The following is a 25,098-nucleotide window of genomic DNA, read 5'->3' on the forward strand; positions in this document are numbered from 1 at the left end:
AACCACGGAAAGGGGAAAGCGCTATGATAAAAAACCTGCGACTCAATGACCAGCTATCCGTCCGGTTTATCAAATGGGGAAAAACCATAATTTACAAAGGGGATTGTTGTCAGGTGGCTGAAAAATCCTGCGCTCTGAGGTGGCGACAGGTATAACGTAAATACATTGATATCATGGTGTTAACCGAAAGATATCACGCAATGTTTTCCGCAGTCTGGCTTCCGCTTTTCGCAAATCCCTGCTTCCGGTTTTAAACCAGAACGTATTTTTTATTTTCCCTCTCGACAGCCGCTTTTTATTCAGGTTATTTTCTAAGCTCGCCACATCGGTGGCAGCGTCGCTCGGACGGTCCGGGCGCTCACGTTAATCTGAGGAATATATGGCTGACTCCAGTCCTGAACGCCGTTTTACGCGTATCGATCGTCTTCCCCCTTATGTCTTTAATATCACTGCTGAACTGAAAATGGCTGCGCGTCGGCGCGGCGAAGACATTATCGATTTCAGCATGGGTAACCCTGATGGCCCAACGCCTGCGCACATCGTCGAGAAACTCTGTACGGTCGCCCAGCGTCCCGACACGCATGGCTACTCGACTTCGCGTGGTATTCCCCGACTGCGCCGCGCGATCTCGCGCTGGTATCAGGAACGCTACAGCGTCGAGATCGACCCTGAGAGCGAAGCGATTGTCACCATTGGTTCAAAAGAGGGGCTGGCGCATTTGATGCTGGCCACGCTGGATCACGGCGACACCGTCCTGGTGCCGAATCCCAGCTACCCCATTCATATCTATGGTGCCGTTATTGCTGGCGCGCAGGTGCGCTCTGTGCCGCTGGTGGAAGGGGTGGATTTCTTTAACGAGCTGGAACGCGCCATTCGGGAAAGCTACCCGAAACCGAAGATGATGATCCTGGGCTTCCCGTCTAACCCGACGGCGCAGTGCGTTGAGCTGGAGTTCTTCGAGAAAGTGGTCGCCCTGGCAAAACGTTACGATGTGCTGGTGGTTCACGACTTAGCCTATGCCGATATCGTCTATGACGGCTGGAAAGCGCCTTCCATTATGCAGGTACCAGGCGCGCGTGATGTCGCGGTGGAGTTCTTTACGCTGTCGAAAAGCTACAACATGGCCGGCTGGCGCATTGGCTTTATGGTGGGCAATAAAACGCTGGTGAGTGCGCTGGCGCGGATTAAGAGCTATCACGACTACGGCACGTTCACACCGTTGCAGGTAGCCGCGATTGCGGCGCTGGAAGGCGACCAGCAGTGTGTCCAGGATATTGCTGCGCAGTATAAGCGCCGTCGCGACGTGCTGGTCAAAGGGTTGCACGAGGCGGGCTGGATGGTCGAGATGCCTAAAGCCTCAATGTACGTCTGGGCTAAAATCCCTGAACCTTACGCGGCGATGGGCTCGCTGGAGTTTGCTAAGAAGCTTCTGCAGGATGCGAAGGTCTGCGTCTCACCGGGGATTGGCTTCGGTGATTATGGCAATACCCATGTGCGCTTTGCCCTGATTGAAAACAGCGACCGTATTCGCCAGGCGGTGAGGGGCATCAAGAGTATGTTCCGGGCGGACGGGCTACTCGTGTCGAGAAACACAGCCGAGTAACCAGGCTGAAAAGTAAAAAAGGCGCCCTGGGCGCCTTTTTTATGCATGTGCTCGACTAGATCATCAGGGCAAAGGTTCCGGCCCAAACCAATACAATCACCGAAATGCCCATAAAGAAATATTTCACGTTTCATCGCTCCGCGTATCTTTTGGTACGCATTAACAAACAGAGTCCACTTGAGTATAGAGAGTGGGAATCGCACTTAAACGGAAATAAGAATTATCCCGCTACGCCGCCGACTTCCGCTCAGAATTCTGTACATTCCCATCAACAGACGGCGCTAATGTACGCCTAAATATGGGGGGTGACAAGTGAGATTTTTTTAAATACTTTCCGTGACTTACAAGTGTCGTGGAACGGCGACAGTATGATTTCGGTGAGAAATAAATTCGTATTGAGCGACGCACACTAAACCGATAACGCATCGTCATTACAGGGAATTAACAGGTTAATTTTTCTACAAAACTAACCTGTTAACCGGACTCAGATATAGAGTGAGCTTTCACCGAGCGGGCGCGTTTTGAAACGACGGTGCATCCACAGGTATTGCTCAGGCGCACGCATGATCTCTGTCTCGATGATTTTGTTGATGAACGCAGCGGCTTCGCACTCGTTTTCAGGGTAGTTCGCCATTTCCGGAGAGATATGCAGGCGATAGCCTGACTTATCCGCTTTTCTCACCATCGTTACCGTCAACATGGCGGCGCTGGAGAGGCGTGAAATCACAAAGGTGCCGTTGGTCGTCGCGACGTCTTTAACCGCGAAGAAAGGTGCAAAGCTACTGCCTTTACGCCCGTAATCCTGATCGGGCGCGAACCAGACGGCTTCGCCTTTTTTCAGTGCGCTGACCATGCCACGCAGGTTGTTGCGGCTGATCATCGCCTTATTGGAACGCATACGCCCCCGCGTCTGCACCCATTCCATCAGGGCGCTGTTGTGCGGACGATAGGTTGCCATCATCGGCTGACAAAGACCCATGACGCGGCCACCCAGCTCCAGCGACATAAAATGAACGCCAACGACCATAACGCCACGGTTTTGCAACTGCGCGCGTTTCAGGTTTTCAAGACCCTCAACGTCAAACCATTTACGGACGCGTTCATCAGGCCAGAACCAGGCCATGCCGGTTTCAAGCAATGCCATGCCGATGGATTTGAAGTTTTCAGCAATCAGCTTTTCATGCTCTTGCGCATTGTATTGCGGAAAGCAAAGCTCGAGGTTTTTACGGGCAATAGATTCACGGCGTTTAAGAAAATGGCGCGATGCGCTTCCGAGCTTTGAGCCCAGGAAACGAATGACGGGGTAAGGGAGCTGAACCAGCAGCCAAAGAACGCCAAGGCCAAACCATGTAAACCAGTAACGCGGGTGCAAAAACGCGCGTTTGAAATTGGATTGAGACAAAATAGTGGAACCTATGTAAAGCCTGTGAAAGTAGCGCCAATTCGCGATACCACGTGCCAATTAGACCGTAGAACTTGGGCAGGGTTGCAGGCTTTACCGAACTTTACGGCGTTGCCTGGCCAGTGCTGACGTTGGGTGGGCGGCATAATGTAGCACCGTTATACGCTATGTGCTATGAAACGTTTTTGATTAAAAAAGCGGCTCTTCGTGAGCCGATTGATTTCGCTGGCTTTTAATCACAAACGGAAACCATTTTAGCGCGTTATTTTCTATTACAGAATCTGATTTTTAACTATCTGACGCATCTTCCGATCGCTAACGGGTGCTGATAAAGTCAGGATTATCCGCAAAAAATTTGACCAGCAGGGGCGAAAGGTGAGCGTGCGCATCGACTATCAAATCGAAAAATACAGCTTTTCAGAAGCGAATGAACCGCCTCGCCTGAAACAACAATGGTCAGATGTCCTTAACGAGTGTCAGGCGAACAGGCTGGGCGCAGAAGAGCGATTACGTTTTGCCCTCCTGAATGTCGATTATGTCACCAGCTTTGAGCTTCCTTTTCGCCTGCTGCTTATCCGCACGCCGCAGCTGATTGCCGCCGTGCGAAATGAACTGCAGGTGAATCAGAAGAACGTCACCTTCAACGGCAAACGATTCGGCTGTGTCTGGAGCATCAAAAGCGATCTCGCCACCATACCCGATGAATTTCAGTATCACCTGACCACCCGCATCCGACGAATCGACGCAACGGGCAGCACGGAGGCGGCCTACCGGCATATTGCTCAGCAGGTCAAACTGCCGCGTGAACGGCTTAAGCTGGCGCTGGAGAGCGGGCTTGAAGTCACCGCTCTGGACGGACTTTTCTGGTTCGGCATTCAGCGGATTGCCGCTGACATTCAGAGACTAAGGAAAGCAGGGATGAGGATAGTCACATCAGAAAGGGACGTTTTCGATACGCTCACCAGCACAACGCGACGCATTCCTGTGTACCAGGCGGTGATGATCGGAGGTGAATCGGAAGTGTCCCCTGCAGGAATCGAACCTGCAACTAGCCCTTAGGAGGGGCTCGTTATATCCATTTAACTAAGGGGACGAGGCGGCACGAGTATAACGTTATTTACACTTTGCGTTAAGCGCATTGCCGCCTGACTGCTTAAAGAGTCGCCACTCAGGCCGGTTTTTTTGCCGATTTGTCCTTATTTTCCTGCGCCTTGCGCTCAGCTTTGCGTTTGTTGGACATGTCGTTACGGATCTGCGCATGGCTCAGCAGGGCAAAGATAAAGGTGCCGCCACAGATGTTTCCGGCAAGGGTAGGGAGCGCAAACGGCCAGAAGAACTCGGTCCAGTGCAGGGTGCCATTGAACACCAGATAAAGGATTTCCACGGTACCGACCACGATATGCGTAGTGTCCGCCAGCGCGATAAGCCATGTCATCAGAATGATTACCACAATTTTAGCGCTGCCTGCCGACGGGAACATCCAGACCATGGTTGCCACGATCCACCCGGAAATGATGGCATTCGAGAACATCTCTAACGGCGTGTTTTTCATAACGTCCATGCCGATTTTGACGAAGGCGTCGCGCGTGGGTTCATCGAAAATAGGCATATATTCGAATGCCCAGGCGGCGATGCCGGTGCCGATGATATTACCCAGCAACACCACGCTCCACAGGCGCATCAGTAAGCCGAAATTACTCAGGGTAGGGTTTTGCATCACCGGTAAAACGGCGGTGACGGTGTTCTCGGTAAACAGCTGCTGACGCGCCATAATCACGATGACAAAACCGAAGGTATAACCGAGGTTTTCGACTAAAAATCCGCCGGGCACGCCCTCGAGCTGAACGTGGAAAATCCCTTTAGCCAGCAGAGAAGCCCCCATCGACAGACCGGCTGCGATGGCTGACCAGAGCAGCGCCATGGCGTCGCGCTCCATCTCTTTTTCGCCGTCCTGACGAATATGCTCGTGGATCGCCATCGCGCGCGAGGGAAGGCGGTCCTCGTCAATCTCTATTTCCTCACCGCGATCTTTTTCCTCACTTTCAATCTCATGATCCTCATGACTTTCGCCTATTTTTTCTTCACCAATGTCTTTCATAACCGCTCCTTGAGGAAAACCTTTTCTTTTAAGCGTAGCGGCATTTAACAAAAACCCCGTGGGGATGCTCTTAAATTGCCGGAAATGACAACAAAGGTGATACTCCTCCTGTAAAGACAGGATAAAATTGCCAGCGAAACGAATTGTGAAAGACAGGCTATGCTGAGATCAGAGTCACGCTAACGCCTGCCCGTACGTGTGCTCGTAGACATCGGGAAACGTGCTGTTACAATCATTTGCACGTTTTCATGCGGAGCGCCACCTGCTCCGTTACGGATGGCAATCAACGATAGCCATATTGAACAGGGAGAAATTTATGAAACTTCGGCTGTCGGCGCTTGCGCTGGGCGCAACGATGCTTGTGGGCTGCGCCAGCTCTGGCGAGCAAACGGGACGCTCCGATCCTTTCGAAGGATTTAACCGCTCAATGTATAACTTCAACTACAACGTGCTGGACCCGTACGTGGTTCGCCCTGTAGCGGTAGCATGGCGCGATTATGTTCCCCAACCTGCGCGTAACGGGCTCAGTAACTTCACCAGCAACCTGGAAGAACCCGCGGTGATGGCGAACTACTTCCTGCAAGGGGATCCGTATCAGGGGATGGTGCATTTCACCCGTTTCTTCCTGAACACCCTGCTGGGGATGGGCGGCTTCATTGATGTGGCAGGCATGGCTAACCAGAAGCTGCAGCGTGAACAGCCGCACCGCTTCGGTAGCACGCTGGGTCACTATGGCGTAGGGTACGGCCCGTATGTCCATCTGCCATTCTATGGCAGCTTTACCGTGCGTGATGATGGCGGCGATATGGTGGATACGCTTTATCCGGTGCTGTCGTGGCTGACCTGGCCGCTGTCGATTGGTAAATGGACGATTGAAGGCGTCGAAACGCGTGCGCAGCTGCTGGATTCAGACGGATTGCTCCGTCAGTCCTCAGACCCGTACATCATGGTGCGTGAGGCCTACTTCCAGAATCACGACTTTATTGCCAATGGCGGCAAGCTGAAGCCGGAAGACAATCCAAACGCGAAAGCCATCGAGAACGAGCTAAAAGATATCGACTCGGAATAAATAAAAAAGGTGAGCAATGCTCACCTTTTTTTGATCTGCGCGCGATTAGAACGCGTAGTTGAAGTTCATGCCGTACAGCCAGGCTTTACCTTCAGAAGAGAACTCATACGGGCCTTCCTGGAACGACACTTTCTGACCGTGCATATAAGAGACGCCCGCATCGATAGAGGCATCTTTGTTAAAGGCATAGGTCGCACCGGCGCTCAGCCAGAAGCGGTCCTGATCCGGGATGGAGATAGAGCGCTTATCCGCTGGTACCGGGCTGTCATCGAAGGCAATACCGGTACGGAATGTCCAGTTGTCATCCATATAGTAAGTGGTCCCCAGCGCGATACGGTACGCGTCACGGAAGCTTTCATCTTTATAGAAGAGGGTATCGCCGTTGCTGTTGGTGGCCTTAAGTTCCTGGAACTGGCTCCAGCTGGTGTAGGTCAGGCTATAGTGAACGGCCCACTGCGGTGCCACTTTGTTATAACCCGACAGTTCCCACATTTCAGGTAAATGCAGGCTCAGAGAACCGCCCGTGGTGCGGCCATCGGTGCCCATTGGCAGACCGAAGCTGCCGAGGATCTGGTTATAAGCGGAAGGCAGGCTGCTCTTGTAGTCGCCATCAAAGTCAATTTTCACTTCAGAGCGGTAGGTAAAGCCGTAACGGTTATCCTTGTCGATTTCGTACAGGATACCGGCGTTCCAGCCAAAGCCCCACTCATCACCCTTCAGGTGCGCAATCTGGGTATCTGCAGGCAGTCCCGCAACCTGCTGTGCAAGGCCAGGGACGGGCGGCAGAACGCCTGAGCCTGCCACGATCTGACCGAGGTCACCCGCGTAACGTTCGATTTTCGCTCTGGCGTATACCGCATCAAAGCCAACGCCGAAGCTCCAGTGGTTGTTCAGACGGTATGCACCGCTCAGGTTCAGGTTGAGCGTTTCGAGGTCGGTTTTACCACCGTAAGCACCGGCCGCGTAGTTGTTATTAAACTCGGTCGCTAAACCGTAGTTTGAGGTGACGGATGCACCCCAGCCGAACTGATCGTTGATAGGCGCGACGAAGTGCAGGTTAGGTACCCATGCGGTAGGCGCGATGTTATCAGAGTTCAGGCTGGCGCCCGTAGGCGAGGTCCCGGTGATATCCACACCCGGATCGACAAAAATAGCGCCTGCGGAGAACATTGGGCGATCAAACATCATGATCAGTGCCGGGTTGCGGCTGGCATTGCCTGCGTCATCGGCAATTGCACCTTCCCCGGAATACGCACGGCCAAGGCCAGAGGAAGAAAATTCGTTTAACTGGAAGCCCGCTGACCAGGCGGACGTTGAGACGATTGCCACTGCAACTGCTAACGCAGTCTTTTTAAACAGGGTTTTCTGGCTCATGACCATAACCTCATTGAGTTATTTTTATTCAATATTTGTTACATACCGTAACAGGAGCGCGAAGTGTAGGGTCTGAGGTACCGCAGACAAATCAGACCAGTGGCGAGAGTATAGGTCTGACCAGCTGGAATGTTGCAAGTATGTTTATTAATATTTTCAAACATGTTTCTAGAAACGAGATCTGGTTGGCAAAAATGTGACCATAGGGCGTCGTCCGAAAAGGGGATTTTTGTTTTAGATCATTTTTTAGTGTGATATCGGTCACTTATCTCATTTTGCCTCATTAACGGCTGGAGAGAGGCTGCGCCGGGGCGTAAAATATCCTCAACGTGTTTATCTCGCGTCTTACGCGAATACAGAGGAAATTGAGCTATGAGTAAATGCAGTGCTGATGAAACCCCGGTTTGCTGCTGTATGGATGTTGGAACCATTATGGACAACACCGATTGCACCGCGTCTTACAGCCGTGTGTTCAGCAACCGTGCCGAAGCGGAAGAAACCCTGGCCGCGCTGAGCCAGCGTGCGCGCGAGGTTGAATCCGATCCGTGCGAAATCACGTCCACCTTTACTGAAGTGGATGGCGGCGTGCAGCTGGACATCGATTTTGTTTTCGCCTGCGAAGCCGAAACTCTGATTTTCCAGCTGGGTCTGCGTTAATTCCACCGGTCCGCGGCCTTCTTTTACCTGAGAGGGCAAAAACCGCAACAATGCCTCTGCTCAACAGGGGCATTTTCTTTTTCTTCTCTGTGTATTAGCTCGCATTTTTTCGTTTCCCCGATTGGCTCAATGTAAAAAAATGGTTAAGACTGTTATCAGGTCAGACCACTTTGCGCGTCAGCATAAAAATTTTACAGGGGAGTGTTATGAGTCAGGCATTACCGCTTATCACCCGACACGGTGACCGCATCGCCATTGTCAGCGGGTTACGCACGCCGTTTGCGCGCCAGGCAACCGCATTTCACGGAGTACCGGCAGTCGATCTGGGGAAAATGGTAGTGGGTGAAATGCTGGCTCGCAGCGAAATCCCCCCCGAGGTGATTGAACAGTTGGTTTTCGGCCAGGTCGTTCAGATGCCGGAAGCGCCCAATATCGCGCGCGAAATTGTTCTTGGAACGGGCATGAACGTGCACACCGATGCCTACAGCGTCAGCCGCGCCTGTGCGACCAGCTTCCAGGCGGTCGCCAACGTCGCGGAAAGCCTGATGGCGGGCACCATTCGAGCCGGGATTGCCGGCGGCGCGGATTCATCTTCAGTCCTGCCGATTGGCGTAAGTAAAAAGCTGGCGCGGATCCTGGTAGATGCCAACAAGGCGCGCACTGCCGGACAGAAACTCAAACTTTTCTCGCGTTTACGGTTACGCGATCTCATGCCGGTTCCCCCCGCCGTAGCGGAGTATTCCACCGGGCTGCGCATGGGCGACACCGCTGAACAGATGGCGAAAACCTACGGCATCACGCGTGAGCAACAGGATGCGCTGGCGCACCGCTCGCACCAGCTCGCCGCAAAAGCCTGGGCAGAAGGCAAGCTGGCCGATGAGGTCATGGCGGCCTATACGCCACCTTACCGCGAGCCGCTCGTGGAAGATAACAACATCCGTGGAGCCTCGACGCTGGCGGATTACGCAAAATTACGCCCGGCGTTTGATCGCAAGCACGGTACCGTCACGGCCGCCAACAGTACGCCGCTAACTGACGGTGCTGCGGCGGTGATCCTGATGACCGAGTCCCGCGCCAAAGAGCTGGGACTCACCCCGTTGGGATATTTACGCAGCTACGCGTTCACGGCCATCGATGTCTGGCAGGACATGCTGCTAGGCCCCGCCTGGTCAACGCCCCTGGCGCTGGAACGCGCCGGGCTGTCGCTCTCTGATTTAACCCTGATCGATATGCACGAAGCCTTTGCAGCCCAAACCCTGGCAAATCTCCAGTTGCTGGCAAGCGAACGTTTTGCCCGCGATGTGCTTGGCCGCACGCATGCGACCGGCGAGGTGGATCAGAGCAAGTTTAACGTTCTCGGCGGCTCCATCGCCTACGGTCATCCGTTTGCGGCGACGGGCGCGCGAATGATCACGCAAACGTTACATGAGCTACGCCGCCGTGGCGGTGGTTTTGGTCTGGTGACCGCCTGCGCGGCGGGCGGCCTGGGTGCGGCAATGGTTCTGGAGGCGGAATAATGGACACGACATCTGCATTTAATCTGGTTGTACGCCTCGATAACGTCGCCGTCATCACCATCGATGTGCCTGATGAAAAGATGAATACCCTGAAGGCAGAGTTTGGCGTGCAGGTGCGCGAGATGCTAAAGCACGTTCGCGAGAACAAAGCTCTGCGCGGCCTGGTTTTTATCTCCGCCAAGCCGGATAATTTTATCGCCGGAGCGGATATCAACATGATTGCCCGCGCGCAAAGCGCTCAGGAAGCCGAAGCGCTGGCGCGTCAGGGGCAGCAGGTGATGGCAGAAATTCATGCGCTGCCGATCCCCGTTATTGCGGCGATCCACGGCGCGTGCCTGGGCGGCGGGCTGGAGTTGGCGTTAGCCTGTCATAGCCGCATCTGTACCGACGATGCGAAAACCGTGCTGGGCCTGCCTGAAGTTCAGCTTGGGCTGCTACCCGGCTCCGGCGGAACGCAGCGCCTGCCGCGTCTGGTGGGGGTGAGCACCGCGCTGGAGATGATCCTCACCGGAAAACAGCTTCGCGCCCGCCAGGCGCTGAAAGCCGGCCTGGTGGATGAGGTAGTCCCGCAGGCAATCTTGCTCGACGCCGCCGTTGAACGCGCGCTAAAAGGACGACAGGCAAAACGTCCCCTGCCGGTGCGCGAGCGCATTCTGGCCGGGCCGCTGGGGCGTGCGGTGCTGTTCAAACTGGCAGGCAAGAAAACCGAGCAAAAAACACGAGGTAACTATCCGGCGGCGAAGCGGATCCTGGAGGTGATTGAAACCGGGTTATCGCAAGGTGCCAGCAGCGGTTATGCTGCCGAAGCAAAAGCCTTTGGCGAGCTGGCGATGACGCCGCAATCTCAGGCGCTGCGCAATATTTTCTTTGCCAGCACGGAGGTAAAAAAAGATCCCGGCAGCGATGCTGCACCCGCGCCGCTGCAGGCGGTTGGCGTGCTGGGGGGCGGGCTGATGGGGGGCGGCATTGCGTTTGTCACCGCCAGTAAAGGCAAATTGCCCGTACGTATCAAAGACATCAACGCGAAGGGGATAAATCACGCGCTGCAGTACAGCTGGCAGAACCTTGATCGCAAGGTCAAACGCCGCCATATCAAGGCGAGCGAGCGGGATAAAACCCTGGCGATGATTACGGGCACCACGGACTACAGCGGCTTCAGGCATCGCGATCTGGTGATTGAGGCCGTGTTTGAAGACCTGGCGCTTAAACAGCAAATGGTTGCGGATGTCGAGGCGCACTGTGCGCCGCATACCATTTTTGCGTCGAACACCTCATCCATCCCGATTGGGGAGATTGCGGCCAACGCCGCACGTCCTGAGCAGGTGATTGGGCTGCACTTCTTTAGCCCTGTCGAAAAAATGCCGCTGGTGGAAGTCATCCCGCACGCTACGACCAGCCCGCAAACGGTCGCTACGGTGGTGAAGCTGGCGAAAAAGCAGGGTAAAACGCCCATTGTGGTAGCGGATAAAGCGGGCTTCTACGTCAACCGTATCCTGGCACCGTATATCAATGAAGCGATGCGGCTGCTGACGGAGGGCGAAAAGATCGAACACGTCGACGAGGCGCTGGTTAACTTTGGCTTCCCCGTTGGTCCAATCCAACTTTTGGATGAGGTAGGAATCGACACCGGCACTAAAATTATACCTGTACTGGAAGCCGCTTACGGCGATCGGTTTAGCCCGCCTGCAAACATTGTTTCTGCAATTTTGAAGGACGATCGCAAAGGCAGAAAAAATGAACGCGGTTTCTATCTTTACGCTGCAAAAGGGCGTAAAAGCAAGAAACAGGTCGACCCTTCAGTTTATGGGCTCATTACGACCACAGGGCAGGGAAGACTGTCGGCGGCTCAGTGTGCTGAACGCTGCGTCATGATGATGCTTAACGAGGCGGCGCGCTGCTTCGGTGAGCAGGTTGTCAAAAGCGCACGCGATGGCGACATCGGTGCCGTATTTGGTATAGGTTTCCCGCCCTTCCTTGGCGGCCCGTTCCGGTACATGGATACCCTCGGTGCGGGTGAAGTAGTTGCAATTCTGCAACGTCTTGCCTCGCAGTATGGTCCGCGCTTTACACCGTGTGACGAATTATTGCAGATGGCGGAGCGGGGCCAGACATTTTGGCCTGCAAGAGAAACTGTCCTCGTAAGCTGAGGTCAAAGAAGGGTAAATCCTGTGGTGAATGAACCTGTTCTGGCGAAGTTGTAAACAGAGATTGACTATACTTACGCCAATGAGGTAAAAAACGGCGTTTCATTCACCGAATGGATCAGGCACAATGCCCGGCCATCGGGTTTTCTACCTCAAAGATGTTAGCGCAGGTAGTTAACGCTGGTGATCCTGGTTAACAAAAGCGGTGCAATATGCAAGTTTTTATCATGCGTCACGGCGACGCGGCACTCGATGCCGCCAGTGACTCAGTACGTCCTTTGACCCTCTGTGGCTGCGACGAATCTCGTCAGATGGCTACCTGGCTTAAAGGTCAAAAAGTGGACATCGAACGCGTTCTGGTAAGTCCGTTCCTGCGCGCAGAACAGACGCTGGGGGTGGTGGGGGAGTGTATGAACCTGCCGTCTGAGGTGGATGTGTTGCCCGAGCTTACCCCGTGCGGCGATGTTGGGCTGGTCAGTGCCTACCTTCAGGCGCTGTGCAACGAAGGTGTCGCGTCCGCGCTGGTGATCTCCCACCTGCCGCTGGTCGGCTACCTGGTCTCTGAGTTGTGCCCGGGCGAAACGCCGCCAATGTTCACGACCTCCGCCATTGCCAACGTCACTCTCGACGAAACGGGCAAAGGGGTGTTTAACTGGCAAATGAGTCCATGCAATCTGAAGATGGCAAAAGCTATCTGATGTGACGTGTGATGAGGCGGGGCGCAGCATGCGACGCCCGCCTGACCGTCAGGGCAGCTCCGGTGGCTGCCACTCCTCTACTTCAATCAACACCAGTAATGCTGCATCTCCGCCATACTCTTTCGGTGCCTGGTGAAAAGCCATTACGTGTGGATGTTGAGCCAGCCAAAGCGGCGTTTGTTGCTTCAGGATATGTTTCCCGTGTCCATGCATCACGCATGCGCAGAAAACGTGTTCCCGGCGGCAGGCGGCGATCAACGCCCCCAGTTCCTGCTTCGCCTGCATCTGCGTTAAGCCATGTAAATCCAGAAACAGCTCCGGCGAATAATCCCCGCGACGTAACTTTTTCAGCTCAAAGTGGCTGACGTCTTCACGCACGTACTTCACCGCGCCCTGTGTGTTCAGCAGCGGCTGAAATTCGTCTGAAAAATAGTGGCTGTTATCCGCCTGCTCCTGGAGAAGACGTTTGACCGGAACTTCAGTGACTTTTTTGCGCAGAGGTCGATGGACAATGGTGTCCTGTCTGATTTGACGCGTCCCGGTCATAAGCTGCCGGAAGAGCGTCTGATCCTCCTCGCTGAGCGATGTTTTCTTTTTCATTGGTCCGTCTCATCTCTGATTTCCCACAGTGTACCTGACTAAACGCATTTTTTAACCTCAAGCGGTACGCGTCATTGCTGATTTATCGCCGTCTTCATGGCAAACTAGCCGCCGAAAATTATGCGAGCATGCCCTGGAGGAAAGAGTGGATAAAATTTTTGTCGATGAAGCAGTAAACGAGCTGCATACCATACAGGACATGTTGCGCTGGTCGGTTAGCCGCTTCAGCGCCGCCAATATCTGGTACGGTCACGGCACCGATAACCCGTGGGATGAGGCGGTTCAGCTGGTGCTGCCGTCTCTCTACCTGCCGCTGGATATTCCTGAAGATATGCGTACCGCGCGCCTGACCTCCAGCGAAAAGCACCGCATCGTTGAGCGCGTGATCCGCCGCGTGAACGAGCGTATTCCGGTCGCCTATCTGACCAATAAAGCCTGGTTCTGTGGTCACGAGTTCTTCGTCGATGAGCGCGTGCTGGTGCCGCGCTCCCCCATTGGCGAGCTGATCAACAACCACTTTGAAGGGCTGATCCAACACCAGCCGCAGCACATTCTGGATATGTGTACCGGCAGCGGCTGCATCGCAATCGCCTGCGCCTATGCCTTCCCGGAAGCGGAAGTGGACGCTGTCGATATCTCCACCGACGCGCTGGCCGTGACCGAGCACAACATTGAAGAGCACGGTCTGATCCATCACGTCACGCCAATCCGCTCTGACCTGTTCCGCGACCTGCCAACGCTGCAGTACGATCTGATCGTCACCAATCCGCCTTACGTGGATGCGGAAGACATGTCCGATCTGCCAAACGAATATCGCCACGAGCCGGAACTCGGCCTGGCCTCAGGTTCTGACGGCCTGAAACTGACGCGTCGCATTCTGGCTTGCGCGCCGGATTACCTGACCGACGACGGCGTTCTGATTTGTGAAGTGGGCAACAGCATGGTACATCTGATAGAGCAGTACCCGGATGTGCCGTTCACCTGGCTTGAGTTCGATAACGGCGGTGACGGCGTCTTTATGCTGACCAAAGCGCAGCTTCTCGACGCGCGCGAATACTTCAGCATTTACAAAGATTAATCCAGCGGGCTTCGGCCCGTTTCACAACGCTCACACACAAATAACGACATCGGAGCCGTGATGGCAGGAAACAGTATTGGACAATTATTCCGCGTGACGACCTTTGGTGAGTCACACGGGCTGGCACTTGGCTGCATTGTTGACGGCGTTCCGCCCGGCATTGAGCTGACCGAAGCCGATTTACAGCACGACCTTGACCGCCGTCGTCCGGGAACCTCGCGCTACACCACGCAGCGTCGCGAGCCTGATAGCGTCAAAATCCTCTCCGGCGTTTTCGAAGGCCGCACCACCGGCACCAGCATTGGCCTGCTGATTGAAAATACCGATCAGCGCTCCCAGGATTACGGCGCCATCAAGGACGTCTTCCGTCCGGGTCACGCCGACTACACCTACGAGCAAAAATACGGCTTTCGCGACTATCGCGGCGGCGGACGCTCTTCGGCACGTGAAACCGCGATGCGCGTCGCGGCAGGGGCCATCGCCAAAAAATACCTGCAGCAGAAATTTGGCATCGTGATCCGCGGCTGTCTGAGCCAGATGGGTGACATTCCGCTGGCTATCAATGACTGGGCGCTGGTTGAGCAAAACCCGTTCTTCTGCGCCGATGCCGATAAGCTGGACGCGCTGGACGAGCTGATGCGCGGCCTGAAAAAAGAGGGCGACTCCATTGGGGCGAAAGTTACCGTCGTAGCCGACGGCGTGCCGCCAGGCTGGGGCGAGCCGGTATTTGACCGCCTGGACGCTGACATCGCCCACGCGCTGATGAGCATTAACGCCGTGAAAGGCGTGGAAATCGGCGATGGTTTTGATGTGGTTCAGCTGCGCGGCAGCCAGAATCGCGACGAAATCACCGCACAGGGCTTTCAGAGCAACCACGCGGGGGGCATTCTCGGCGGGATCAGCAGCGGCCAGCAGATTGTCGCCAACATTGCGCTGAAGCCAACCTCGAGCATTACGGTGCCAGGCCATACGATTAACCGCTCTGGCGAAGAAGTTGAGATGATCACCAAAGGACGTCACGATCCTTGCGTGGGGATCCGCGCCGTGCCGATCGCCGAAGCGATGCTGGCGATCGTGCTGATGGATCACTTCCTGCGCCAGCGCGCGCAGAATGCGGATGTGACGACCACACTACCACGCTGGTAAACATGAAAAAAACCGTTGTTGCTCTGCTGGCGCTGCTCGCCAGCGGAGCCAGTCTGGCCGCCACGCCGTGGCAAAAAATCACCCATCCGGTGGCGGGAAGCGCGCAGTCGATTGGGGCGTTCTCCAACGGCTGTATCGTGGGGGCGCAGGAGCTGCCCTTGCAATCCGATACGTATCAGGTGATGCGTACCGATCAGCGCCGCTACTTTGGTCACCCGGATCTGGTGCTGTTTATCCAGCGTCTGGGAAGTCAGGTGCATAACCTGGGGCTGGGGACGATGCTTATTGGCGATATGGGCATGCCTGCCGGGGGGCGCTTCAACGGCGGGCACGCCAGCCACCAGACCGGACTGGACGTTGATATCTTCCTGCAGCTGCCAAAAACGCGCTGGAGTTCGGCGCAACTGCTGAAGCCGCAGGCGCTGGATCTGGTCGCGCGCGACGGCAAAAGCGTGGTGCCCTCGCTCTGGACGCGCGACGTCTCCAGCATGATCAAGCTGGCGGCGGAAGATAACGACGTGACGCGAATTTTTGTGAACCCGGCCATCAAGCAGCAGCTCTGCCTGGATGCGGGGACGGATCGCGACTGGCTGCGCAAAGTGCGCCCGTGGTTCCAGCATCGTGCGCATATGCACGTTCGTCTGCGCTGCCCGGCGAACAGCCTGGAATGTGAAGATCAGCCGCTGCCGCCGCCTGGCGATGGCTGTGGTTACGAACTGCAAAGCTGGTTCGAACCAGCCAAGCCTGGAACCTCTAAGCCTGAGAAGAAGACACCGCCTCCGCTGCCGCCTTCCTGCCAGGCGCTACTGGATGAGCATGTACTTTAATGGATAACTTCGTCGATCTGTTTATGGTGTCACCGCTGCTCCTGGCGGTGCTCTTTTTTGTGGCGATGCTGGCCGGTTTTATCGATGCCCTGGCGGGCGGCGGTGGGTTATTAACGGTGCCCGCGCTGCTGGCAGCGGGAATGAGTCCGGCGCAGGCGCTGGCGACCAATAAACTGCAGGCCTGCGGCGGGTCGCTCTCCGCCTCGCTCTATTTTATTCGCCGCAAAGTGGTCAATCTTGCGGATCAAAAGCTCAATATTGCGATGACCTTTATTGGCTCAACCGCAGGTGCGCTGCTGGTGCAGCACGTTCAGTCTGACATCTTGCGCCAGATCCTGCCGATTCTGGTTATCTGCATTGGCCTCTATTTTTTGCTGATGCCAAAATTAGGCGAAGAAGACCGCCAGCGTCGGCTGCACGGCCTGCCGTTTGCGCTGATTGCCGGCGGCTGCGTAGGGTTTTATGACGGTTTCTTCGGTCCGGGGGCCGGCTCTTTTTACGCGCTGGCGTTTGTTACGCTCGCGGGCTTTAACCTGGCAAAATCCACCGCGCATGCAAAGGTCTTAAACGCCACCTCTAACGTCGGCGGCCTGCTGCTGTTTATTATCGGCGGCAAGGTGATTTGGGCGACCGGTTTTGTGATGATGGTAGGGCAGTTTTTAGGCGCGCGCGCAGGCTCGCGTCTGGTATTAAGCAAAGGGCAGAAGCTCATTCGTCCGATGATCGTGATTGTATCCGCGGTGATGAGCGCCAAACTTCTTTATGACAGCCACGGACAGGAGATCCTCCACTGGTTGGGGATGAACTAATGAACAGTACGCATAATTACGAACAGCTGATCGAGATTTTCGATGGCTGCTTTGCTGAAGATTTTAATACCCGTCTGATTAAAGGCGACGACGAACCGATCTATCTTCCTGCTGATGCTGAGGTTCCGTATAACCGGATTGTGTTCGCGCACGGCTTTTATGCCAGCGGGTTGCATGAAATTTCCCACTGGTGCATTGCAGGAAAAGCGCGCCGCGAGCTGGTGGACTTTGGTTACTGGTACTGCCCGGACGGGCGCGACGCCGCAACGCAGGGCAAGTTTGAAGATGTGGAAGTCAAACCCCAGGCGTTCGACTGGCTGTTTTGCGTCGCGGCAGGTTACCCGTTTAACGTCAGCTGTGACAACCTCGAAGGTGACTTCGAACCAGACCGTATTGTGTTCCAGCGCCGCGTTCACGCGCAGGTGATGGACTACCTTGAAAACGGCATTCCGGAACGTCCGGCGCGCTTTATCAAGGCTTTACAGAATTATTACCACACGCCGGAGATCACGGCGGACTGCTTCCCGTGGCCGGAAGATATTTAACAGAGGAAAGAAGATGATCGCAGAATTTGAATCACGCATTCTGGCGTTAATTGATGACATGGTGGAACACGCCAGCGATGATGAGCTGTTCGCCAGCGGTTATCTGCGTGGTCACCTGACGCTGGCCGTTGCCGAGCTGGAAGCTGGGGACGATCACTCCGCCGAGGCGGTGCATGATGAAGTCACCCGCAGCCTGGAGAAAGCGATTCAGGCCGGGGAACTCTCCCCACGCGATCAGTCTCTGGTTTTAGGCATGTGGGACAATTTGTTTCAGAAAGCCAGCCTGACATCATAAGTTAGCGTTCGGATAGGCAGGCCGGGCAAGCATATGCGCCGCCCGGCGTGAAAACGGCTCTTCTGCCTGATGCCCGGTGGCGCTGCGCTTACCGGGCCTACGATTTGACCATTTTCCCCTTCAGCAGTTTGCGCACCCATAACCGGTTCGGGTTCAGCCCTGCCAGCGTTGTCCTGTCCAGCGGCAGTGGCTCATCGCTCATTTGCGCAGCCAGCACTTCAGCCAACAGCGGGGCAGAACATAATCCCCGCGACCCCAGCCCGCCCAGCATGAAGAGTTCCGGATACACCGGCGCGCGTGCCGCCGAATCGCGGTTGTCCGCAAGTTCATGATAAACCTCAAGCGTTGCGTCATAGTCCGGCACGTTCCCGGCCATCGGCAGGTGATCGCGCGTCGCGCAGCGTACGCCGCAGCGTGCATCACCCGCGCTGACGTCAACCTCCTTTGCCCACGTTGCCTGTGGGAAGCAGTCGATCAGCCGCTGACGATTTTGCTGCTGATCCTCTTCGCTGTAGTGCATGTCGGTTTGACCGCGATGGTAGCTGGCCCCGATACAGTGCTGCCCGTTAGACGGGTTTTGTGGGGTCAGATAGCCGTCGTAACAGAGCACGTGACGCAGTTTAGCCAGCTCCGCCGTCGCGGGGATGTGGCTCACCTGTCCCCCGACCGGATAGACCGGCAGCGTTTCCGTCTGCACAAACTGGCTGATGTGATGGCCGTTAGCCAGCACTACGCTGGCATGCTGCGCCTGCTTGCCATCGTCAAAACGCACCTCCCAGTGCGTATTCCGGCTGAGCGACTCAACCTTATGGCCGTAATGCACCGTCAGGCCGCGTGACTGCGCGAGGGACAGCGCCGCTGCGGTCAGTTCGGCAGGGCACAGCCAGCCCCCGGACGGGTAGTGGATACCGTCACAGCCTGTCTCAACGCCCGCTTCGTCGGCAATGCGCTGCGCGTCTATCGCGTGGGCGATCGCATCCGGCAGGCCCAGCGACAGCATTTGCGTGATTTTTTGCTGGCTCTTTTCATCCCAGCCGAGCTGCGTGACGCCGCACCAGTCGTGGTCGAACGCCACGGGAAGCAGGTCATACAGGCGACGGGCAAAGGTGAACGCCGCCGGGAAAAACCGGAACAGCGCCGGATCGTGCGAACTCAGCAGGGGATAGAGCGCGCCCTGACGGTTGCCGGATGCCCCTGCCGCGGGCGCGCTGTCAGCGCAGTAGAGCGTCACCTGCCAGCCGCGATGGAGCAACGCGAGCGAAAGCAGGGCGCTGGCAATGCCGCCGCCGATGATGGCGGCTTCGCGCGATGCGCTGGGGCTGCGGGCAAACCACGGCGTCTCTGCGGGAAACGTCAGTGCGTGTTCCATCTCGCCGACCAGCATGTCGCGCTTGCGGCCAAACCCTTTGGTTTTGCGCATGGTAAAGCCCGCTTCCTGCAAACCACGGCGGACAAAACCGGCGGAGGTGAAGGTGGCAAGCGTTGCCCCGGGGCGGGCCAGCCGTGCCATGGCGGAAAACAGATGCGGCGTCCACATATCCGGGTTTTTGGCTGGAGCAAAACCGTCCAGGAACCATGCGTCCACCTGCTGATTCATCGAGTCATCAAGGCTATCGGTGAGCGTATTGATATCCCCCAGCCATAAGTCGAGGGTAACGCGCCCACTGTCCAGCAGCAGACGATGGCATCCGCCAATTGCCGGTGGCCACTGGGCCTGAAGCTGTTCTGCCCACGGCGCGAGTTCCGGCCAGTGCTGATGCGCCAGGGCAAGATCGCCTGCCGTAAGCGGAAATTTTTCGAAACTGATGAAATGTAATCTTTGGAGCGTAGCCTCTGGGTGGGCGGCGCGGAAACGATCAAAGGCCTGCCAGAGCGTCAGGAAGTTGAGCCCGGTACCAAACCCGCTCTCTGCCACCACAAAAAGATTACGCGGGTGACGCGGAAAACGGCTGCTGAGATGATTTCCTTCGAGGAAAACATAACGGGTTTCTTCAAGTCCGTTATCATTAGAAAAATAGACGTCACCAAAATCTCGGGAAACAGGTGTACCCTCAGCGTTAAATTCGAGGTTGGCGGGTTGTATAGCGTTTTGTTTCACGTAAGTTACTCGTCTGACAGGCAGTGGCACGATCTTAACGATGTGTGTCCATTGGTGCAAATTTCCGCAGAAATTGGCTGATCGGACTTGTTCGGCGTACAAGTGTACGCTATTGTGCGACTCGAAACTTATTATAGTGCGACTGACAGAGGTATTGAATGAAACGTGCAGTGATTACTGGCCTGGGCATCGTTTCCAGCATCGGTAATAACCAGCAGGAAGTCCTGGCATCTCTGCGTGAAGGACGCTCCGGGATCACTTTCTCTGAAGAGTTTAAAGATTCGGGAATGCGTAGCCACGTATGGGGTAACGTCAAACTGGACACCACCGGTTTGATTGACCGTAAAGTGGTTCGTTTCATGAACGATGCCTCTATCTACGCCTATCTGTCCATGCAGGAAGCGATTGCTGATGCTGGTCTGAGCGAAGACGTTTACCAGAACAACCCGCGTGTTGGCCTGATCGCCGGCTCCGGCGGTTCGTCTAAAGCTCAGGTGTTCGGTGCCGATGCCATGCGTAGCCCACGTGGGCTGAAAGCGGTGGGTCCTTACGTTGTGACCAAAGCGATGGGCTCAGCGGTTTCCGCCTGCCTCGCAACGCCGTTCAAAATCCACGGCGTGAACTACTCCATCAGCTCCGCCTGTGCGACCTCCGCACACTGTATCGGTAACGCGGTTGAGCAGATCCAGCTGGGTAAACAGGACATCGTGTTTGCAGGCGGCGGTGAAGAGCTGGGCTGGGAAATGGCCTGCGAATTCGACGCGATGGGCGCTTTGTCCACCAAATATAACGAAACCCCGGAAAAAGCGTCTCGTACCTACGACGCGCACCGTGACGGTTTCGTTATCGCTGGCGGCGGCGGTATGGTTGTGGTTGAGGAGCTGGAACACGCTCTGGCACGTGGTGCCCACATCTATGCTGAAATCGTTGGCTACGGCGCAACGTCCGACGGCGCAGACATGGTTGCACCATCCGGTGAAGGCGCGGTGCGCTGCATGAAGATGGCGATGCACGGCGTTGATACGCCAATTGACTACCTGAACTCCCACGGTACCTCCACCCCGGTTGGTGACGTGAAAGAGCTCGGTGCAATCCGTGAAGTGTTCGCTGATAAGAGCCCGGCGATCTCTGCGACCAAAGCCATGACCGGTCACTCTCTGGGTGCTGCAGGCGTGCAGGAAGCCATCTACTCCCTGCTGATGCTGGAGCACGGCTTTATTGCGCCAAGCATTAACGTTGAAGCGCTGGACGAGCAGGCTGAAGGCCTGAACATCGTGACTAAGCCAACCGATGCGACGCTGACAACCGTTATGTCCAACAGCTTCGGCTTCGGCGGTACCAACGCCACGCTGGTGATGCGTAAGCTGAAAGACTGAGTTTGACGCAGCGGTAAAAAGGAGCCTACAGGCTCCTTTTTTTATGCATTGACAAGCAGTTGAACTGGCAGGCAAAATCCACATCTCAACATTATCCTCACGATAATGCGTAAGCGTTTAACGTCAACCAACGCACCTTAATCCTGATAATCAGGTAGAGGGGGCGTGGCATTTCCCCGCCTTACTCTTCATTCTGGAGTAAAGCATGACTGCAGCAACCCAAACAGAAACATCCTCTTCAGCGAACGTCTCGCTGTTTCGTATCGCATTTGCGGTATTCCTGACCTACATGACCGTTGGCCTGCCGCTGCCGGTAATCCCGCTGTTTGTTCACCAGGAGCTGGGCTATGGCAACACCATGGTCGGCATCGCCGTGGGTATTCAGTTTTTAGCGACCGTTCTCACCCGTGGCTACGCCGGACGCCTGGCCGACCAGCATGGCGCAAAGCGCTCGGCGCTGCAGGGGATGTTTGCCTGCGCCCTGGCGGGCGGTGCCTGGCTACTGGCGGCGCTTCTGCCGGTGGAACCGATGTACAAATTTGCGCTGCTGGTCGTCGGGCGTTTGATTCTGGGCTTTGGCGAAAGCCAGCTGCTGACCGGCACCCTGACCTGGGGGATGGGGCTGGTTGGCCCTGCGCGTTCGGGTAAAGTGATGTCCTGGAATGGCATGGCCATTTACGGCGCACTTGCCGCAGGCGCACCGTTGGGCCTGCTGATTCACAGTCAGTTTGGTTTTGCCGCGCTGGCGGCCACCACTATGGCGCTGCCGCTGTTAGCCTGGGCGTTTAACGGTTCGGTGCGCAAAGTGCCGGCGCATAAAGGTGAACGTCCCTCCCTGTGGAGCGTGGTGGGGCAAATCTGGCAGCCGGGCCTTGGGCTGGCGCTGCAGGGCGTAGGGTTCGCCGTGATCGGCACGTTTGTTTCACTGTACTTTATGAGCCGCGGCTGGGCGATGGCGGGCTTTACCCTCACCGCATTTGGCGGCGCGTTTGTCCTGATGCGTGTGCTGTTTGGCTGGATGCCGGATCGCTTCGGCGGCGTGAAGGTCGCCGTGGCGTCGCTGGTGATCGAGACCGTCGGTCTGGTGCTGCTCTGGCAGGCACCCACCGCGTCCGTTGCGTTACTGGGTGCCGCGTTAACCGGTTGCGGCTGTTCGCTGATCTTCCCGGCGCTGGGCGTTGAAGTCGTGAAACGCGTTGCGCCGCAGGTACGCGGCACGGCGCTCGGCGGCTACGCGGCGTTTCAGGATATCTCCTATGGCGTGACCGGGCCGCTGGCGGGGTTGTTAGCCACGTCGTTTGGCTATCCGTCGGTGTTCCTGGCGGGGGCAATTTCGGCAGTTGTCGGGATTGTGGTAACACTCCTGGCATTTCGCCGGGAGTAAGTTTTGCCGGGTGGCGCTGCGCTTACCGGGCCTGCAATGTGTGCCATTACAGGCCCGGTAAGGCGAAACCGCCACCCGGCGGGTTACGCGACGAGCCAGAAAAGCGCCAGCGCAATCATCAACGCGACAAACATCAGCCCGGGGCGGGCAGAGAGATGTTTAAACGTGTCCACCACCGGGGCAAACAGCGGGCTGAAAATGGGCTGGATATTGCGCACTTCCGGTACGCCGCTTTCGCGCTCGGCGCGGCGCGTGAATACCTGATTAAGTAAATCCTGAACCTGCGCGGTCGTCAGCACCGTCTGCGGCGTGGCCTGCCAGGTTTGCTGGGCGTAATCGCGAAGCGCTTCAAACTCGCGCGGCTCAAGCGGCTGTTTCAGTGCCGCCTGCAGCGTGTGCAGCGTCGGGGTCGCCTGGGTACTGAGCGTCTGGCGCGCCTGCAGCCAGGTCACCAGGTTGGTAAACTGCTTAGCCGGGATCAGCTCGCCGGTTTTGACACCCGATAACTCCAGCATCGATTGCCAGATAAGCTTCGTGGGTTCACCGGTGGCAGCGGCAAGCCGGGCCACCATCTGCTTCAGGGTGTTATGTTCCGCTGGCTGCAACGGGCGCTCGGTGGCTGGGCGCTGTTGCGGTTGCGGAATGGAAAGCTGATTGTTCTGCAGCAGCGTAAGAACCGTTTTCAGCTGGTCTGGCGTGAGCTGACTCAGCGCGGTTTGACCGAACTGTTGACGAATAAAATCACTCACCGCCTGGCGGTTATTGCCCTGGCCCAGCAGTTCGGTTAACTGTGAGACCGTCTGGCGGGTGGCGTGATTCTGCTGCGCAACGGTAATACGCTGATTCAGGTTCTGCTCGGCAGCCGGAAAATGGCGCGATTGCAGCGGCGCATCGTTCCTGACGCCTAAATCATGCTTAACCCCTGCCCACACTTCAGCGTTCTGCTGTGAGGTCAGCGCGATCAGACGCGTAATCAAACGCTCCAGCACGGTGCGCTGTTGCGTTGAGAGCGGCTGTTCGCCTGCGACGTTGGGCATTGCGGGGCCTTCACCCGGAGGGCGAGGCGGCGAACCTGAAATGGGCTGCATCGTCAAAATCCTTAAAGTCAAAACTCTGCCTAAACCGGGCAGACATATATGCCCGGCGGCGAGATTATGGCACACTTGGCAGGTTTTCTTCCTCTCAAACAGGTACTCAGACGTGAAAATCCTCGTTGATGAAAATATGCCTTACGCCCGTGAGCTGTTTAGCCGCCTGGGCGATGTTAAGGCTGTTCCTGGTCGCCCGATCCCGGTAAACGAGCTGGAGGATGCCGACGCCCTGATGGTGCGCTCGGTAACCAAAGTAAATGAGGCGTTGCTTGCCGGCAAAGCGATTAAATTTGTCGGGACGGCAACGGCCGGCACCGATCATGTGGATGACGCATGGCTCAACCAGGCGGGCATTGGCTTTTCCGCCGCGCCCGGCTGTAACGCCATCGCCGTGGTGGAATACGTCTTCTCCTCACTGCTGATGCTGGCAGAGCGCGACGGCTTCGCGTTGAAAGACCGCACCGTCGGCATTGTCGGCGTGGGCAACGTCGGGGGGCGTCTGCAAAAACGCCTCGAAGCCTTAGGCATTCGCACCCTGCTGTGTGACCCGCCGCGTAAGGATAATGGCGATGAAGGGGATTTCCGCACGCTGGACGAGCTGGTTGAGGCCTGCGACGTAATCACCTTCCACACGCCGCTCTTTAAAACGGGGCCGTATACCTCTCTGCACCTGGCGGACGAGGCGCTGATCCGCCGTCTCAAGCCTGGCACTATTCTGATTAACGCCTGCCGTGGTCCGGTGGTTGATAACGCCGCGCTGCTGAAATGCCTGGAAGAGGGGCAGGATCTGAGCGTGGTGCTGGATGTCTGGGAGCCTGAGCCAGACCTGAACGTCAGTCTGCTGAATAAATCAGACGTTGCCACCGCGCATATCGCGGGCTATACCCTTGAAGGTAAAGCGCGGGGTACCACTCAGGTCTTTGAGGCCTACAGCGCCTTTATCGGCCATCCGCAGCAGGTTGCGCTGGATACTTTGCTGCCCGCGCCCGAGTTTGGGCGTATTACCCTCCACGGCCCGCTTGATGAGCCAACGCTGAAAAGGCTGGTGCATTTGGTGTATGATGTGCGCCGCGATGACGCGCTGCTTCGTAAGGTGGCAGGGATCCCGGGTGAATTTGACGCACTGCGCAAAAATTATGTTGAGCGTCGCGAATGGTCTTCCCTGTATGTGATTTGCGATGATGCTTCAGCGGCGACGCTGCTGCACGCACTGGGTTTTAACGCGGTTCATCACCCGGCGCGTTAATGTCTTCTTCATGCTCCCTGTTGGATACTCTGACAGGGACG

At 56.3% G+C, this 25,098-nt stretch carries 23 protein-coding genes and 1 tRNA gene; 16 read left to right on the forward strand and 8 right to left on the reverse strand.

Going from position 1 to position 25,098, the window contains the following annotated elements:
- Window positions 1-379 precede the first annotated feature (379 nt).
- Complete coding sequence (alaC, locus tag ACWKX3_RS00815; protein WP_454541129.1) at window positions 380-1,603, forward strand: alanine transaminase; 1,224 nt, start codon at window positions 380-382, stop codon at window positions 1,601-1,603.
- 55 nt (window positions 1,604-1,658) lie between these two features.
- Here the strand turns inward: alaC and ypdK are convergent, their stop codons facing one another.
- Together ypdK and lpxP are read right to left on the reverse strand one after the other, a co-directional pair.
- On the reverse strand, window positions 1,659-1,730 hold the full coding sequence (gene ypdK, locus ACWKX3_RS00820) for a membrane protein YpdK (protein ID WP_099458937.1): 72 nt from the start codon (window positions 1,728-1,730) through the stop codon (window positions 1,659-1,661).
- A gap of 357 nt (window positions 1,731-2,087) precedes the next feature.
- The gene (gene lpxP, locus ACWKX3_RS00825) at window positions 2,088-3,005 is read right to left on the reverse strand and encodes a kdo(2)-lipid IV(A) palmitoleoyltransferase (protein ID WP_042320354.1); all 918 of its coding nucleotides are present in this window, start codon (window positions 3,003-3,005) and stop codon (window positions 2,088-2,090) included.
- A 375-nt stretch (window positions 3,006-3,380) separates the two neighbouring features.
- Between lpxP and ACWKX3_RS00830 the strand changes: the two genes are divergently transcribed.
- A complete protein-coding gene (locus ACWKX3_RS00830) occupies window positions 3,381-4,064 on the forward strand; it encodes a helix-turn-helix domain-containing protein (RefSeq protein WP_454541674.1) in 684 nt (227 codons plus the stop codon).
- On the opposite strand, the gene ACWKX3_RS00835 is transcribed toward ACWKX3_RS00830, so the two are convergent.
- Both ACWKX3_RS00835 and ACWKX3_RS00840 read right to left on the reverse strand, forming a co-directional pair.
- Window positions 4,027-4,098, reverse strand: a tRNA-Arg gene (locus ACWKX3_RS00835). The two genes, ACWKX3_RS00830 and ACWKX3_RS00835, sit on opposite strands and share 38 nt — an antisense overlap.
- Before the next feature lie 75 nt (window positions 4,099-4,173).
- Window positions 4,174-5,103 (reverse strand): formate/nitrite transporter family protein, encoded by a 930-nt coding sequence (locus ACWKX3_RS00840; protein ID WP_058610260.1) that lies wholly within the window; start codon window positions 5,101-5,103, stop codon window positions 4,174-4,176.
- A 316-nt stretch (window positions 5,104-5,419) separates the two neighbouring features.
- Between ACWKX3_RS00840 and mlaA the strand changes: the two genes are divergently transcribed.
- The gene (gene mlaA / locus ACWKX3_RS00845) at window positions 5,420-6,172 is read left to right on the forward strand and encodes a phospholipid-binding lipoprotein MlaA (protein WP_006176573.1); all 753 of its coding nucleotides are present in this window, start codon (window positions 5,420-5,422) and stop codon (window positions 6,170-6,172) included.
- 45 nt (window positions 6,173-6,217) lie between these two features.
- Here mlaA and fadL read toward each other — a convergent pair whose 3' ends face one another.
- A complete protein-coding gene (fadL, locus tag ACWKX3_RS00850; RefSeq protein ID WP_058610259.1) occupies window positions 6,218-7,546 on the reverse strand; it encodes a long-chain fatty acid transporter FadL in 1,329 nt (442 codons plus the stop codon).
- Window positions 7,547-7,918: 372 nt separating this feature from the next.
- On the opposite strand from fadL, the gene ACWKX3_RS00855 reads away from it, so the two are divergent.
- The 4 genes from ACWKX3_RS00855 to sixA all read left to right on the forward strand — a co-directional run bounded on the left by ACWKX3_RS00855 (window position 7,919) and on the right by sixA (window position 12,562).
- Complete coding sequence (locus ACWKX3_RS00855) at window positions 7,919-8,203, forward strand: YfcZ/YiiS family protein (RefSeq protein WP_042320346.1); 285 nt, start codon at window positions 7,919-7,921, stop codon at window positions 8,201-8,203.
- Between the two features lie 206 nt (window positions 8,204-8,409).
- Window positions 8,410-9,720: an acetyl-CoA C-acyltransferase FadI gene (fadI, locus tag ACWKX3_RS00860; protein WP_006176569.1), complete on the forward strand. Its 1,311-nt coding sequence runs from the start codon at window positions 8,410-8,412 to the stop codon at window positions 9,718-9,720.
- Window positions 9,720-11,867 carry a fatty acid oxidation complex subunit alpha FadJ gene (gene fadJ / locus ACWKX3_RS00865; protein WP_102890412.1) on the forward strand — a complete coding sequence of 716 codons (2,148 nt, stop codon included), beginning with the start codon at window positions 9,720-9,722 and terminating at the stop codon, window positions 11,865-11,867. Before fadI ends, fadJ begins: the two co-directional genes overlap by 1 nt.
- Window positions 11,868-12,076: 209 nt before the next feature.
- Window positions 12,077-12,562, forward strand: coding sequence for a phosphohistidine phosphatase SixA (gene sixA, locus ACWKX3_RS00870; protein WP_006176567.1), 486 nt, complete (start codon window positions 12,077-12,079; stop codon window positions 12,560-12,562).
- Window positions 12,563-12,610: 48 nt separating this feature from the next.
- Here sixA and smrB read toward each other — a convergent pair whose 3' ends face one another.
- Window positions 12,611-13,162, reverse strand: coding sequence for an endonuclease SmrB (gene smrB / locus ACWKX3_RS00875; RefSeq protein WP_006176566.1), 552 nt, complete (start codon window positions 13,160-13,162; stop codon window positions 12,611-12,613).
- A gap of 145 nt (window positions 13,163-13,307) precedes the next feature.
- On the opposite strand from smrB, the gene prmB reads away from it, so the two are divergent.
- The 6 genes from prmB to ACWKX3_RS00905 are packed head-to-tail and all read left to right on the forward strand — an operon-like array spanning window position 13,308 to window position 17,862.
- Window positions 13,308-14,240 carry a 50S ribosomal protein L3 N(5)-glutamine methyltransferase gene (gene prmB, locus ACWKX3_RS00880; protein WP_006176565.1) on the forward strand — a complete coding sequence of 311 codons (933 nt, stop codon included), beginning with the start codon at window positions 13,308-13,310 and terminating at the stop codon, window positions 14,238-14,240.
- Window positions 14,241-14,300: 60 nt separating this feature from the next.
- Complete coding sequence (gene aroC / locus ACWKX3_RS00885; RefSeq protein WP_006176564.1) at window positions 14,301-15,386, forward strand: chorismate synthase; 1,086 nt, start codon at window positions 14,301-14,303, stop codon at window positions 15,384-15,386.
- 2 nt (window positions 15,387-15,388) lie between these two features.
- On the forward strand, window positions 15,389-16,213 hold the full coding sequence (gene mepA / locus ACWKX3_RS00890) for a penicillin-insensitive murein endopeptidase (protein ID WP_088207988.1): 825 nt from the start codon (window positions 15,389-15,391) through the stop codon (window positions 16,211-16,213).
- Window positions 16,213-17,022 carry a sulfite exporter TauE/SafE family protein gene (locus ACWKX3_RS00895; RefSeq protein WP_006176562.1) on the forward strand — a complete coding sequence of 270 codons (810 nt, stop codon included), beginning with the start codon at window positions 16,213-16,215 and terminating at the stop codon, window positions 17,020-17,022. The genes mepA and ACWKX3_RS00895 overlap by 1 nt, the downstream gene beginning before the upstream one ends.
- Window positions 17,022-17,567 (forward strand): elongation factor P hydroxylase, encoded by a 546-nt coding sequence (locus ACWKX3_RS00900; protein WP_006176561.1) that lies wholly within the window; start codon window positions 17,022-17,024, stop codon window positions 17,565-17,567. Before ACWKX3_RS00895 ends, ACWKX3_RS00900 begins: the two co-directional genes overlap by 1 nt.
- Window positions 17,568-17,580: 13 nt before the next feature.
- On the forward strand, window positions 17,581-17,862 hold the full coding sequence (locus ACWKX3_RS00905) for a YfcL family protein (RefSeq protein ID WP_006176560.1): 282 nt from the start codon (window positions 17,581-17,583) through the stop codon (window positions 17,860-17,862).
- Between the two features lie 97 nt (window positions 17,863-17,959).
- Here ACWKX3_RS00905 and mnmC read toward each other — a convergent pair whose 3' ends face one another.
- A complete protein-coding gene (gene mnmC / locus ACWKX3_RS00910; RefSeq protein WP_454541130.1) occupies window positions 17,960-19,960 on the reverse strand; it encodes a bifunctional tRNA (5-methylaminomethyl-2-thiouridine)(34)-methyltransferase MnmD/FAD-dependent 5-carboxymethylaminomethyl-2-thiouridine(34) oxidoreductase MnmC in 2,001 nt (666 codons plus the stop codon).
- A gap of 158 nt (window positions 19,961-20,118) precedes the next feature.
- On the opposite strand from mnmC, the gene fabB reads away from it, so the two are divergent.
- Both fabB and ACWKX3_RS00920 read left to right on the forward strand, forming a co-directional pair.
- The gene (gene fabB / locus ACWKX3_RS00915; protein ID WP_006176557.1) at window positions 20,119-21,336 is read left to right on the forward strand and encodes a beta-ketoacyl-ACP synthase I; all 1,218 of its coding nucleotides are present in this window, start codon (window positions 20,119-20,121) and stop codon (window positions 21,334-21,336) included.
- Between the two features lie 205 nt (window positions 21,337-21,541).
- On the forward strand, window positions 21,542-22,720 hold the full coding sequence (locus ACWKX3_RS00920) for an MFS transporter (protein ID WP_088207991.1): 1,179 nt from the start codon (window positions 21,542-21,544) through the stop codon (window positions 22,718-22,720).
- 83 nt (window positions 22,721-22,803) lie between these two features.
- On the opposite strand, the gene flk is transcribed toward ACWKX3_RS00920, so the two are convergent.
- Window positions 22,804-23,808, reverse strand: a complete 1,005-nt coding sequence (gene flk / locus ACWKX3_RS00925; protein WP_042320340.1) for a flagella biosynthesis regulator Flk — start codon at window positions 23,806-23,808, stop codon at window positions 22,804-22,806.
- 112 nt (window positions 23,809-23,920) lie between these two features.
- Between flk and pdxB the strand changes: the two genes are divergently transcribed.
- Window positions 23,921-25,057, forward strand: coding sequence for a 4-phosphoerythronate dehydrogenase PdxB (gene pdxB / locus ACWKX3_RS00930; RefSeq protein WP_088207992.1), 1,137 nt, complete (start codon window positions 23,921-23,923; stop codon window positions 25,055-25,057).
- Window positions 25,058-25,098 lie beyond the last annotated feature (41 nt).

The organism is Enterobacter sp. UPMP2052 (assembly GCF_053709675.1).

Bases quoted from the DNA above. Each gene is read 5' to 3' on its own strand.
- alaC (WP_454541129.1), top strand. From the start codon at position 380: ATGGCTGACTCCAGTCCTGAACGCCGTTTTACGCGTATCGATCGTCTT.
- ACWKX3_RS00840 (WP_058610260.1), bottom strand. From the start codon at position 5,103: ATGAAAGACATTGGTGAAGAAAAAATAGGCGAAAGTCATGAGGATCAT.
- mlaA (WP_006176573.1), top strand. From the start codon at position 5,420: ATGAAACTTCGGCTGTCGGCGCTTGCGCTGGGCGCAACGATGCTTGTG.
- fadL (WP_058610259.1), bottom strand. From the start codon at position 7,546: ATGAGCCAGAAAACCCTGTTTAAAAAGACTGCGTTAGCAGTTGCAGTG.
- ACWKX3_RS00855 (WP_042320346.1), top strand. From the start codon at position 7,919: ATGAGTAAATGCAGTGCTGATGAAACCCCGGTTTGCTGCTGTATGGAT.
- fadI (WP_006176569.1), top strand. From the start codon at position 8,410: ATGAGTCAGGCATTACCGCTTATCACCCGACACGGTGACCGCATCGCC.
- fadJ (WP_102890412.1), top strand. From the start codon at position 9,720: ATGGACACGACATCTGCATTTAATCTGGTTGTACGCCTCGATAACGTC.
- sixA (WP_006176567.1), top strand. From the start codon at position 12,077: ATGCAAGTTTTTATCATGCGTCACGGCGACGCGGCACTCGATGCCGCC.
- smrB (WP_006176566.1), bottom strand. From the start codon at position 13,162: ATGAAAAAGAAAACATCGCTCAGCGAGGAGGATCAGACGCTCTTCCGG.
- aroC (WP_006176564.1), top strand. From the start codon at position 14,301: ATGGCAGGAAACAGTATTGGACAATTATTCCGCGTGACGACCTTTGGT.
- mepA (WP_088207988.1), top strand. From the start codon at position 15,389: ATGAAAAAAACCGTTGTTGCTCTGCTGGCGCTGCTCGCCAGCGGAGCC.
- ACWKX3_RS00895 (WP_006176562.1), top strand. From the start codon at position 16,213: ATGGATAACTTCGTCGATCTGTTTATGGTGTCACCGCTGCTCCTGGCG.
- ACWKX3_RS00900 (WP_006176561.1), top strand. From the start codon at position 17,022: ATGAACAGTACGCATAATTACGAACAGCTGATCGAGATTTTCGATGGC.
- ACWKX3_RS00905 (WP_006176560.1), top strand. From the start codon at position 17,581: ATGATCGCAGAATTTGAATCACGCATTCTGGCGTTAATTGATGACATG.
- fabB (WP_006176557.1), top strand. From the start codon at position 20,119: ATGAAACGTGCAGTGATTACTGGCCTGGGCATCGTTTCCAGCATCGGT.
- ACWKX3_RS00920 (WP_088207991.1), top strand. From the start codon at position 21,542: ATGACTGCAGCAACCCAAACAGAAACATCCTCTTCAGCGAACGTCTCG.
- flk (WP_042320340.1), bottom strand. From the start codon at position 23,808: ATGCAGCCCATTTCAGGTTCGCCGCCTCGCCCTCCGGGTGAAGGCCCC.